The organism is Nocardia sp. NPDC004582 (genome assembly GCF_053602115.1).
In genome coordinates this window covers 74,793-88,661 of record NZ_JBSGCY010000001.1, presented here as the reverse complement: position 1 = coordinate 88,661, position 13,869 = coordinate 74,793, and the positions used below count along the sequence as shown (strand labels likewise).

Here is a 13,869-nt window from a genome sequence, read left to right as displayed (position 1 = left end):
TGGTCCATCAGCTCAGAGGCTGTCGATGAATTCGAAAAGCTCGTCGTCGTCGGCGGATTCGAGATCGCCGGCATCGTCCACTCCCGGTGGGTGGAGTGGGCCGCGATCGGCCGCTACGTCCTCGAGCTTGCGTAGTAGCGCGGACAACTTCTTGGCCAGGTCGGAACGTTCCGACGAGGTCAGTTCCGCCGCGGCGAAACTTCTGGTGAGTGAGTCGACGTCGGCGGCGAGCGCTCGCGCGGCCGCGTCGGCGGGCACCAACTCCTGACGGAGGAACTCGGCCAGGGCCGCCGGGGTCGGGTGATCGAACATCGCGGTGGCCGACAACCGCACTCCCGCGGCCGATTTCAACCTGTTGCGGAATTCCATCACACCGAGCGAGTCGAACCCGATCGCGCTGAACGGCTTGTCCGGCTCCATCGTCTCGGCGCCGGTGTGCCCGAGCACGGCCGCGGCGTGCACGCCGATCACCCCGAGCAGGACCCGCTTCTGCTCCTCGGCCGAACGACCGAGCAGACGAGTGACCAGCTGTCCCGAATCGGCGGCGATCTCCGTCGTCGCCGGTTCGGTGGCCGGGCCGCGCCGGACCACGGGCTTGGACAGTGCTCGCATGATCGGGCGGACTCCGGCCGGATCGCCCAGCGCGTCGCGGTCTATGCGGACCGCCACGGAGGTGGGACGGCCGGCGGTCGTCGCCGCGTCGAAAAGGTCCATGCCCTCGTCCGCGTTCAGCGGGAGCAGGCCCTCTCGTCGCAGCCGAGCCAGATCGGCTTCGGTCAGGTCGCCGGTCATACCGCTGCTCTGCTGCCACGGCCCCCAGGCGATGGAGGTCGCGGGGAGCCCCTCGGCGCGCCGCTGGTGCGCCAGGGCGTCGAGGAAGGTGTTGGCGGCCGCGTAGTTGGCCTGGCCCGCCGTACCGAGCACCCCCGCGATCGAGGAGTAGAGCACGAAGGCCGAGAGGTCGGTGCCCGCGGTGGCCTCGTGCAGATTCCAGGCGGCGTCGACCTTGGGACGCAGGACCTGTGCGATCCGCTCGTCGGTCATGGTGGCGAGCAGACCGTCGGCCAGCACACCGGCCGCGTGCACGACCATGGTCAACGGGTGTTGTGCGGGGATGGTGGCGAGCAGCCGGTCGAGCGCCGCCCGATCGGCCGCGTCGCACGCGACGACCTCCACGTGCGCGCCGAGTGCGGTGAGTTCGGCGACCGTCTCCGCCGCACCGGGCGTCTCCGGGCCGCGTCGACTCGCGAGCACGAGCCTGCGCGCACCGTGGGCGGTGATGAGGTGGCGTGCGGCCACCACGCCCAAACCGCCGGTGCCGCCGGTGATCAGCACGGTTCCGTCGGTGCGCGGCGGTGTCGGGACGGTCAGCACGTTCTTGCCGACACCCCGAGCCTGGCTGAGGTGGCGGAAGGCCTCGGGCGCGCGCCGCAGATCCCACGCGGTGATCGGATACGGCGTCAGCTCGCCGCGGTCGAACAGTTCCACGAGGGCTGCCAGAATCTCCCGCAGTCGCTCGGGTCCCGCTTCCATCAGCAAGAAGCTGGCGTAGCGCACGCCGGGGTGTGTCGCGCCGACCTCGACCGGGTCGCGGCGGTCGATCATGCCCATCTCGACGAATCGGCCGCCGCGGGGGAGCAGGCGCAGTGAGGCGTCCACGAATTCGCCCGCCAGCGAATCGAGCACGATGTCCACGCCGGCGCCGTCGGTGCGCTCCAGGAACTTCTGTTCGAACTCCAAGGTCCGGGAGTCGGCGATATCCGAATCGTCGAAACCCATGTCGCGCAGGACGTTCCATTTGGGTGTGCTCGCCGTCGCCAGGACGCGCAGCCCCAGGTGGCGGGCGAGTTGCACCGCCGCCATGCCGACGCCGCCGGTCGCCGCGTGCAGCAGCAGCGTCTCACCGGACCGGGCGCCGGCGAGGTCGACCAGACCGTAGTAGGCGGTCGCGTACACGATCGGAACGGCGGCGGCCTGTGCGAACGACCAGCCCCGAGGCATCGGTGCGAGCAGTCGCCGGTCCACCACCACAACCGAACCCATACCGGGCGTGAATCCGAAAACGCGGTCACCGACGGCGAATTCGGTGACATCGGCCGCGACTTCGAGCACGACGCCCGCGCCCTCGCCGCCGATCCGGCCGAGCGGATCCGGATAGGTGCCCAACGCCATGAGCACATCGCGGAAGTTCAGGCCCACCGCTCGCATACTCACCCGGACCTGGCCCGGTTCGAGAGTGGCTGTCGCGCCCGTGGTTTCGTCGAGCCCGAAGTTCTCCGGGGCCAGGGTTCCCTGGTCGCGGAGGGTCAGCGCCCAGGCCTCGCCGTCGGGGGCGGTCAGGGCGCCGGAGTCACGGGTGACTCGCGGGACGTACACCGCCGCACCCCGCACAGCCAGCTGGGTTTCGTCGGCGATCGCCGCCGCGTACTCCACGACGGCGCGATGGGCATGGTTCCCGCCGACGTCCACGAGCCTGATCCGGTCCGGGTGCTCGCTCTGCGCGGTGCGGAGCAGGCCCCACACCGCGGCGCTCGCCGGATCGACGTGGTCACCGGCCTCGGCCGCGACCGCCCGGCGGGTGACGACCACGACGGGATCATCACCATCCAGCAGTCGCCGCACTCGCGCGGCGAAGTCGATGACCGTCCGGCGCACCGATTCCGGGAGACTCGGCCCGGTCACCGGTTCGATGGCGGCGACCACGTGTCTGCGACCGCCGATGGTGGCGACTTCGTAGTCCGCGCCGGGTGCGGTGTCGTCCCAGACGACATCCACGGCGCCGCCGTCCGGTCGCGGCCGGGCCACCCAATCGACGTGATAACCGAGGCTGTCGCGCGGGGATTCGGTGAGCGCGCCCGCCGCGATCGCACGCAGGCTCAGTGCCCCCACCGCACCCAGCGGCGTCCCGGCCTGGTCGGTGAAGGTCACGGTGATGCGCTCGGCGCCGGAGTCCGAGACCCTCGCATGCACCCGAAGCGCGTTCGATCCGGCGCCGCGCAGGTCGACGTGTTCCCAGGAGAACGGCACGGCGACCGACCCATTCGGCGGCGCTGGAATCAGGCCGCCGAGCAGGATCGTGTGCAGCGCCGAATCCAGGAGGGCGGGGTGCATCCCGAACTCCCCGGCCTGGTCGCGTACCGAATCCGGCAGTGCGATCTCGGCGAACGCCGCACCGGTACGCGCCCACAACGACCGCACACCCCGGAAGGCGGGTCCGTATCGGTAGCCGCGTTCCTCCAGTGCCGCGTAGCCGTCTTCGACGGCGATCGCCGTGGCGTCCGCGGGCGGCCAATCTGCGCCACCCGGGTTCAGCGGTGCGAACGTGTCATCGGTGAGGGTCGCGGAGGCGTGCCGCACCCACGGCGATTCGTCGTCCGGTCCGGCGTTCTCGATTCGCGAATAGATCTGTGCCGTAACGCTGTTCGAGTCGTCAGGCGCACCCGCCACCAGGCGCAGCTGGACACCCGCGTCCGCCGGTATCGGCAGCGGCGCCTCGATCACCAGTTCGGCCAGACGCGGCCGCCCGGTGACCGCACCGGCATGGAGCGCGAGCTCCGCCAGGGCCGCGCCGGGCAACAGCACCGTGCCCGCGACCGCGTGGTCTTCGAGCCAGGGCTGCGAGCTGCGCGACAGCCGTCCGGTGAACACCACCTGCTCCGCACCCGGGAGCCGGACGATCGCGCCGAGCAGCGGATGGCCGGCGTCCTCCAATCCCGAACGCCGGACATCGTTCGCCACGACGGGCCGGGCCCAATAGCGCTGGCGCTGGAAGGCGTAGGTGGGCAGGGCGACACGCACAGGGGGCTGGTCGTGAGCCTGCGACCAGTCGACGGGGATACCGGCGGCGTCCGCCCGCGCCAGGGCGGTGACGAACCCGGTCGGCTCGTCCATCGACCGCCGCGATGCCGCCACCGCGATGGATTTCGACTCCACCTCGGGGTGCCGCGCCACACAGGCCGCCGTCATGGCGGTGAGCACCGCATCCGGGCCGACCTCGATGAACGTGCGCACACCGCGCTCGATCAGGGTGTCCACTCCCGGTGCGAAACGTACACAGCCACGCACCTGCGCCACCCAATATTCCGGGTCGAGGACGGCGTCGCCCGCTTCGGTGCCGGTGACGTTCGAAACGATCGGCAGCAGCGGCCGCCGGTAGCGCAATCCTTCGGCGACAGTGCGGAATTCGGCCAGCATCGGGTCCATACGCGCCGAATGGAACGCATGGCTGACCCGCAGCCGACTGGTCCGGACGCCGCGCTGCTCGAACAGCCGGTCGACCTCGGCGACGGCGTCCTCGTCGCCCGAGAGCACCACGGCGGCAGGCCCATTGACCGCCGCCACCGACAGGCGATCGGCATAGTCGGCCACCACCGCGACCGCTTCCTCCTCGGCGACGGCCACCGCGAGCATGGCGCCGCCTTCGGGCAGAGCGCCCATCAACCGTCCGCGTGCCGCTACCAGGGCGCACGCATCCGGCAGTGACCACACGCCCGCGACATACGCCGCGGCCAGCTCGCCGATGGAATGTCCGGCGACCACGTCCGGGACGACGCCGAAGGACTCCAGCAGCCGGAACAGGGCCACTTCGAAGGCGAACAGCGCGGGCTGGGTGAATTCCGTTCGGTTCAGCCCGCTTTCGGGCGCGTCGAACATCACCGCGCGCAGCGATCCGCCGAGCAGGCCGTCGAATTCGGCGCACACTTCGTCGAGGGCGCCGGCGAATGCCGGGTAGTCGCGGTACAGCCCGGCGCCCATGCCGCGGCGCTGCGCACCCTGTCCGGTGAAGAGGAACGCCACTCGCCCCGGTGTCGCCGTGCCCGCGACGGCGGTCGTGGTGGCCTGCCCGTCGGCGAGGGCCGCCAATCCGGCGAGTAGTTCGTCACGGTCGCGGCCGATGACCCCGCCGCGCCAGTCCAGTCGCGCCCGGGTGCCGACCAACGCGGCGGCGACATCCCGCGTGGCGAGTGCCGGGCGTTCGACCATCCACCGCCGCAACCGATCGGCCTGATCACGCAGAGCCGTCTCGGAACGCCCCGAGATCATCAGGGCGGTGACGTTCGGATTCGCCGGGGCGACAGCGGGTTCGGCGACAGTCGCGGGCGGCTCCTCGAGGATGATGTGCGCGTTCGTCCCGCTGATGCCGAAGGACGAGACACCGGCGCGGCGCGGCCGGTCACCGCTGGGCCACGGCTCCGCGTCGGTGAGCACCCGCACGGCTCCCGATGACCAATCGACATGCGGTGAAAGCTCTTCCGCGTGCAGGGTGCGCGGCAGCACGCGATGGTGCATGGCCTGCACCATCTTGATGATTCCGCCGACGCCCGCGGCCGCCTGCGCGTGCCCGATATTGGATTTGAGCGAGCCGATCCGCAGGGGATCCCGGTCGCCGCGCGCCTGCCCATAGGCGGCGATCAGCGCTTGCGCCTCGATCGGGTCGCCCAGGGTGGTTCCGGTGCCGTGCGCCTCGACGGCGTCCACCTCCGCGGGTGTCACGCCGGCGTCGGCCAGCGCCTCGGCGATCACCCGCTCCTGAGCCGGTCCGTTGGGCGCGGTCAGGCCATTGCTGGCACCGTCCTGATTGACCGCGCTGCCCCGGACCACCGCGAGCACGGTGTGGCCGAGTCGCTGTGCGTCCGAGAGCCGTTCGACGACCAGCACGGCCGCACCCTCCGACCACGCCACGCCGTCGGCGGCCGCGGAGAACGATTTGCAGCGCCCGTCCGAGGCGAGACCACGCTGCCGGGAGAAGTCGAGGAAGACCGCGGGCGTGGCCATGACCGTCGCCCCGCCGACCAGGGCCAGCGAGCTTTCCCCCTGCCGCAGCGCACGGCACGCCAGATGCAGCGCCACCAGCGAGGACGAGCACGCGGTGTCCACCGTCAGCGCGGGGCCCTCCAGTCCCAGGGCGTAGCCGATACGTCCCGAGACCACGCTGCCCAGCGATCCGGTGAGCGCGTAACCCTCGACCTCCGGACCCGCGTTGCGGGTCAACGACTCGTAGTCCTGGTACATCACGCCCGAATAGACACCGGTGTCGCTGCCGCGCAACGAGGTCGGGTCGATGCCCGCGTGCTCGAGCGCCTCCCAGGACACTTCGAGCAGCAACCGCTGCTGCGGATCCATGGCGACCGCCTCGCGGGGACCGATTCCGAAGAAGCCCGCGTCGAAATCGGCGGCGCCGGTGACGAATCCGCCGCGGCCCGAATAGGTGGTGCCCGGGTGGTCGGGGTCCGGGTCGATCAGCCGGTCCAGCTCCCAGCCGCGGTCGGAGGGGAAGTCGCCGGTGGCGTCCGTTCCCGTGAACACCAGATCCCAGAGTGCGTCGGGGGAGTCGACGCCGCCCGGGTAGCGGCAGGCCATGCCGACGATCGCGATCGGCTCATCGGTGCGTGCGGGGCTCGACGTCACCGGCTTCGCCGCTCGTGTCGGCGTAGGCGCGATTCTGGACTGAACCAGCTTCGCCACCGCCGCGGGCGTCGGATAGTCGAAGACCAGTGTCGAGGGCAGCGAGAGACCGGTGGCCTTGCCGAGCCGATTACGGAGATCGACTCCGCCCAGCGAATCGAAACCCAGTTCCCGGAACGGCTTCTCGGCATCGATCGAGGCACCGGAATCGTGTCCGAGTACCGCGGCGACCTGGGCGAGCACCGTCTCGAGGGTCAGGTCGGCACTGCGGTCCGAACCCGCCTCGGCCAGCCGCGCGGCCAACGCTGCCACGCCACTGGATTTGGCGACATCGGCGGGGCGGCGGCCATACCCGCGTAGAACCGCCGGCAGTGCGCGCGGATCGGATTCGCGACGCGGTGCGGTGGGATCGAAACGAAGCGGAACCAGCCGCGCGTCCCGATGCGCGAGCGCGGCGCCGAACAGGCGCACGCCCTCGGCGCGTTCGATCTGCCCGAGTCCGAGGCGATCCCACCGCGCGACGGCGACCTGGTCCAGGTCGCCGGTCATGCCGCCCGCCTCGCCCCAGGGTCCCCACGCCAAGGAGGTCGCGGCCAGTCCGGCGGCGCGTCGCCGCTCGGCCAGCGCGTCCAGGAAGCTGTTCGCGGCGGCGTAATTGCCCTGCCCGGCCGAACCGATCACGCCCGCGACCGAGGAGAACAGCACGAAGGCGGAGAGGTCGATGCCCTCGGTCGCTTCGTGCAGATTCCACGCGCCCGCGACCTTCGGCGCCAAGACCCGGTCGACCTGCTCGGTCGTCAGGGAACCGATGGTGCCGTCGTCGAGGACACCCGCGGCGTGTATCACCGCACTCAGCTCGGGGGTTCCCTCGGCGCCGGTCAGACCGCTCACCAGCTGTCGTACCGATGCACGGTCGGCGATGTCGCAGGCGATGATCCGAGCCTGGGCGCCCAGGGCCGCCAATTCCTCGGCCAGGGCCGTCGCACCGGGAGCGTCGGGGCCGCGGCGGGAGGTCAGCGCCAGACTCCGGACGCCGTATTCGGTCACCAGCCGCCGGGCGAACAACGCGCCCAATCCGCCTGTCCCGCCGGTGATCAGCACCGTTCCGGTTCCGAACGGGGTGGCGTCGACATCGGCGTCGGCGGTCTCGGCGCGAACCAATCGCGGCACGAGCACCTCGGAACCGCGAATCGCGACCTGTGGTTGATCCGTACGCACCACGGCGACCAGCGTTTCGGCATCCAACGGTGCCGCCGGGTCCTCGTCGACGAGGACGAAGCGCTGCGGATTCTCCGACTGCGCGGTGCGCACCACACCCCACACCGCCGCCGCGACGAGGTCGGGGGTTTCGTCGGCGACTCCGACTCCGCCGCTGGTGATGACGACCAGCCGTGCGTCCGACAGCCGTTCGTCGCGCAGCCACGAATTCAGCAGGGCGAGCGTCTCGTGCACGGCCCGCCGGGTCGTCGCAGGGATATCGGCCGGTTCGCCGAGCGTCACCCGGTAGGCCACCGCGGTCGGAATCCGCTCCGCCTCGGCGATCGCCTCCACCGAGGCGTACGACTCGTCGATTCCCGGCACCGCGGTGCCGGCCAGCACCGCGGGCGTTACCGGGTCGCCGCTGACCTCGCCGCCCGCGCGCTCCCAGCGCACCCGATACAGATCGGCCGTCTTCTCGGACAGCCCTTCGAAGAAACGTCGCACGTCATACGGGCGCATGACGACGGCATCCACCGAAACGATCGGCCGGCCGGCGGAATCGACCGCGGCGACGGAGATGGTCTCCGGTCCCGTCGTGACGGCGGCGACTCGAAGCGATGTCAGCCGCGCCGATCGGTCGGCCATCGGCCGGTGGAACCGCGCACCGCCCCAGCGGAACAACAGCCTCCCCGAGCCCGGCTCGGGATCCAGTTCGCGCCACAGCAATTCGGCGAGTCCGGCGTGCACCGTCATATCCAGCAGCGTGGGGTGCAGACCGAAAGCCGCGGCACTCGCCTCGGTGCGCAGGGTGATCTCGGAGAAGACAGCGTCCGCCTGCCGCCATACGGCACGGACGCCGTCGAACGCCGGGCCGTACTCGAGCCCGGAGCCCCGGGTCATCAGGCTTGGAATCCGTGCCGCGTCCAGCGCTTCGGCGGCGGGCGGCCAAGGCCGGTCGAGCAACCGCACAGCCTCCGGATCACCCGAATGCTGTTGTGTGAGTGCGCCGGTCGCGTTCAGCACCCACGGAGCGTCCGCGGACTCGCGGAAGTAGAAGTCGAAAGGCCGACGCCCGGACTCGGGAGCCCGGACAGCGACCTGGAGTTCGATCACATCGTCGTCGGCGGGCACGATCGGAACCTGCAACGTGAGCTCGTCGAGCACACCGCAATCGATCCGCGTCCCCGCGACGAGCAGGAATTCCACCAGGACCGCGCTCGGGACGACCACGACGCCGTATGCCGCGTGGTCGGCGATCCACGGGTGTTCGCGCAGGGACAGTCGACCGGTGAACAGCCATTCGTCGGTGCCCGCGACACCGACGACACCGGTCAGGATCGGGTGATCACCGGACGTGCCCGCGGCGGGACTCGGGCGCAGCCAGAATCGCTGATGCTGGAACGCATAGGTCGGCAACGGGATTCGTTGATCAGCGGTGGGCAGCAGGGGCCGCCAGTCGATCGGGCCGCCGGTGACATGGAGCTGCCCCAGGGCAGCGAGCAGCTGCGGCACTGGATCATTCGACCGTCGCGAGGTGGCCACGACCGAGGTGGACGACTCGATGGCCGGGTCGGTCGCCAGGCACCGGTCGGTCGCCGCGCTGAGAATGGCATCCGGTCCGACTTCGACGAATCGCCGCACTCCGCTCGCGAGCAGGGTGGCGATCGCGGGAGCGAATCGAACGGTGTCCCGCACCTGCCGCACCCAGTATTCGGGGGTGGCGATGGTCTCGCCCGTCAGGTCTCCGGCGACGGTGGAAACGATGGGCACGCGGGGCGGGTGGTAGGTGAGGCGCTCCGCGATCGCGCGGAATTCCGCCAGCATCGGATCCATTCGCGCCGAATGGAAAGCGTGGCTGACGCGCAGTCGGGTGGTCTGAGTTCCCTCGGCGGCCAAGTCTCGTTCGACGGCGTCGATCGCGTCGGAGTCACCGGAGAGCACCGTCGCGGCCGGGGCATTGACCGCGGCGAGCGAGAGGCGGCCCTCGAATCCGGCAGTGATATCGAGTCCGGCGATGATGTCGTTCGCTCGGGCCTCGTCGACGGCGACGGCGAGCATCGCCCCGCCCTCGGGAAGGCCGCCCATCAACCGGCCGCGGGCCGCCACGAGTGCGCAGGCGTCGGGCAGCGACAGCACTCCGGCCACGTGGGCGGCCGACAGCTCACCGATGGAGTGGCCGACGAGGACATCCGGCGTCGTTCCGAACGATTCCAGCAGCCGGTACAGCGCGACTTCGAAGGCGAAGAGCGCGGGCTGCGTCCATTCGGTGCGATCGAGCACGCCGGTGGCATCGGTGAACATCACCTCGCGCAAGGACGCTCCGAGGAGCGGATCGAGGTGTGCGCACACCTCATCCAGCGCGGTCGCGAAGGCCGGGAAGGCACGGTAGAGGTCGCCACCCATGCCGACCCGCTGGGCACCCTGTCCGGTGAACAGAAACGCGGTCTGGCCCGCGACGGGGTTTCCGGTGACGATGTGGGCGCCACCGCCCGCCTCGGCGAGGGCGCGCAACCGTTCGAGCAGCTCGTCCCGGTCGCGTCCGAACACCACCGCGCGCGAATCCAGGTGTGCCCGTGTCGAAGTCAGCGCACCGGCGACCTCGGCGACATCCAGCCGCGGACGTTCCGACAACCAGGTTCGCAAGCGGTCGGCCTGTGCGCGCAGCGCCGCCTCGCTCTTACCCGAGACGACCAGCGGCACAGCGCTCCGGTTCGGGACATCCGAGCCGCCGCGCGCGGTGTCCGAGGTCGCCGTGTCGACGGGCGCTTCCTCGAGGATCACATGGGCGTTCGTTCCGCTGATCCCGAACGACGACACCCCCGCCCGGCGCGGCCGATCCCCGCGCTCCCACGGTTCGGCCTCGGTGAGGAGCCGTACCGCACCCGCGTTCCAATCCACATGCGGGGAAGGCGTTTCCGCGTGCAACGTGCGCGGCAGTTGTCCATGCCGCATCGATTGGACGGTCTTGATCACGCCGGCGACACCGGCGGCGGCGACGGTATGGCCGATATTCGATTTGAGCGAACCGATGCGCAGGGGTTCCCGGTCGCCGCGATCCTGACCGTAGACGGCGATCAGCGCCTGTGCCTCGATCGGATCGCCCAGCCTGGTACCGGTGCCGTGCGCCTCGACGGCGTCCACCTCGGCCGCCGAGATTCCGGCGTCGGCGAGGGCCTGTTCGATCACGCGTTGCTGCGACGGCCCATTGGGTGCGGTGAGCCCATTGCTCGCACCGTCCTGATTGACCGCGCTGCCCCGCACCACGGCCAGTACGTGGTGCCCGAGTCGGCGAGCATCGGAGAGTCGCTCCAGGACGAGCACCCCCGATCCCTCGGACCAGCCGACACCGTCGGCGGCGGCGGAGAAGGCCTTGCAGCGGCCGTCGCGCGACAGCCCGCGCTGCCGGGAGAAGTCCACATACAGCTCGGGAGTCGCGGCGATGGTCACGCCGCCGGCGAGAACCAGCGAGCTCTCGCCCCGGCGCAGGGCCTGGCACGCCGAGTGCAGCGCCACCAGCGAGGAGGAGCACGCGGTGTCCACCGTCACCGCCGGTCCCTCCAGACCGAGGACGTAGGCGAGCCGCCCCGAGATGACGCTGTGCGAGGTGCCGGTCAGCCGGAAACCCTCCAGCTCACCGGTGACGAGACCGGAATACCCGGACGCGCAGGCTCCGACGAAGACGCCGGTATCACTGCCGCGCAAGGTGGTCGGGTCGATTCCGGCGTCTTCGAGGGCTTCCCACGCGGTTTCGAGGAACACCCGCTGCTGCGGGTCCATCGCCAGCGCCTCACGCGGGCTGATCCCGAAGAATCCGGGATCGAAATCACCTGCGCCGCTGAGGAATCCACCCCGGCGCGTGTAGACGGTGCCCGCCTTGTCGGCGTCGGGATCGTAGAGGCGATCGAGATCCCAGCCGCGATCGGCGGGGAAGTCACCGATCACGTCGCGTCCCGCCGCGACCAGGTCCCACAGCTCCTCGGCGGAGGAGATGCCGCCCGGGAACCGCGCACCCATGCCGACGATCGCGATCGGCTCCTCCGAGGAGGTTCGCCGCGTGGCCCGGCCGCGCCGCTCACCGGCCGCGGTGGCGCGTGACCTCAGCAGGTCGGCCACCGCGGTGGCGGTGGGGTGATCGAAGATGAGCGAGGGCGGCAATTCCACACCCGTCGCCCGGGTCAGGCGTTTCTGCAGTTCCACGCCACTGAGCGAGTCGAACCCGAGATCGGTGAACGGCAGGTCGCCGCGGATCGACTCGGCCGATTCGTACCCGAGGACCGCGGCGGCCTGCTCGCGGACCACCGCGAGAACCGCGGCGCGGTGCTGATATTCGGGCATCGCTCGCAGTTGGTGCGCCAGGACGCTGTCGGCGGGCACATGATGGCCGGTGTCGTCACCGGCATCGCGAGTCCGTTCCACCCGGGCGGGCGCTACCGGCGGCGACACGACGGACTCGGGATCCGTCGAGGGCTCTTGGCGGCGAAATGCGTACGGCGGCAGGTCTACCCGCACACCCGTCGCCCGGGCCGTCGAATCCACCGGCAGTCCGGTGCGGTCCGAACCGCCGCCGTGCTCGGCGAGCGCTCCCAGCTCGACCAGCAGTTCCTCGCGGCTCGACACGGAAAAGTCTGCCCGCCAAGGCATCTGGGCGCGGGCGGTGAGCAGTGAATACGCCACATCGGCAAGGGCGAATTCCGGGTGGCGCACCAGCCAGTCACGCAGGCGGCTCGCTTGCGCGCGCAGCCCGGCCGCATCGCGCGCGGAGAGCACGATCGGCACCTCGCCGGCGTCTTCGGGCTCGATGGTGGTCGCGATGTCCGCGATCGGAGCCTCGTCGAGGATCACGTGCACGTTCGAACCGCCCATACCGAACGCGGAGACGCCCGCCCGCCGGATGGTGGTCGCGGCCCACCGCTCCGGTGCGCTGACCACACGCAAGCGCAGATCATCCAGGGGAATCGCCGGATTGGGCCGCTCGAAGTTGAGGCTGGCCACGAGTTCGTGGTGCCGCAGGCACAGCGCGGTCTTGATGAGGCCGATGATCCCGGCAGCGCCCTCCAGATGGCCGACATTCGTCTTGACCGACCCCACCGCCAGCGGCGAATTCGGCTCGCGATCGGAGCCGTAGGCCGCGCCGAGCGCGGCGGCCTCGACCGGGTCGCCCGCCGGCGTTCCCGTGCCGTGCAATTCGACGTACTGCACGGAATCGGCGGGCACATCGGCCGCCTCGAGCGCGGCGCGAATCGCGGCGACCTGCGATTCGCGACTCGGCGCGCTCAACACCCGCCGCTCATTGCCGGTAGTGACCGCGCTGCCACGGATGACGGCGTGAATCCGGTCGCCGTCCTCGATCGCCTGTGCCAGCGGCTTCAGCACGACCACGCCACCGCCTTCGCCGCGCACGAATCCGTCCGCGCGCGAGTCGAAGGTGTAGCACCGCCCCTGTGCCGAGTGCGCACCGAAGTGTTCGATCCGTTCGCCACTGGTCGGGGAGAGGATCAGATTGACGCCACCGGCCAACGCGATATCGGTCTCGCCCGCCCGCAGGCTCTCGCACGCCAGGTGCACCGCGACGAGTGAGGAGGCCTGAGCGCTGTCGACCAAGAGGCTGGGACCGGTGAAACCGAAATAGTTGGAAACCCGGTTGGCGATGATTCCGCGCGTCGCGCCCCACAGGGAGTGGCGCGTGATGCCGGGACCCTCGGCGGCCGTGACGAGTTCCGCGAAGTCACCGGCGGTGCAACCGAGAAATACCCCGCCCCGGCGCGATTCGCGGGCCACCGCGGCCAGCCCCGCGTCTTCGAGGGCCTCCCAGCTCAGCTCCAAGGCGAGCAATTGCTGTGGATCGATCGATCGGGCCTCGGTGGGGGCGATGCCGAAGAACTCCGCGTCGAAATCGCTCACCGAATCGAGGAAACTCGCGCGTTCGCCGAGATGCGCGCGCGCCGCCGGGGCGGCGCCGACGGTGGCGCGTCCCTCGCCGAGCAGCCGCCAGAAACCGTCGAGATCAGCAACTCCCGGCAGCCGGCACGCCATTCCTACGACAGCTACGGGGAAATCTGATCGGGTCACCACTCGAGAACCTTCCTCACGACGAGCACGCACCTGCGCGCCTCAGCACCGCGCGTGTGTGAAATGTGTACTACACCAAGAGCTTTAGAGATTTTTCGAGGCTGCCAGACCGGGCGGGACGCCGAAGAGGTGACGGCGATGGCTCCAGCGTTCCGCTGGGATATTCACAGCAGTGGCAATGTCGGACACAGAGCC

1 protein-coding gene is annotated in these 13,869 nt (G+C 70.5%); it reads right to left on the bottom strand.

Features of this window, described 5'->3' with window-relative positions; genetic code table 11:
• Positions 1-12: 12 nt before the first annotated feature.
• Positions 13-13,674 carry an SDR family NAD(P)-dependent oxidoreductase gene (locus ACWELJ_RS00360; RefSeq protein ID WP_452364007.1) on the bottom strand — a complete coding sequence of 4,554 codons (13,662 nt, stop codon included), beginning with the start codon at positions 13,672-13,674 and terminating at the stop codon, positions 13-15.
• Positions 13,675-13,869 lie beyond the last annotated feature (195 nt).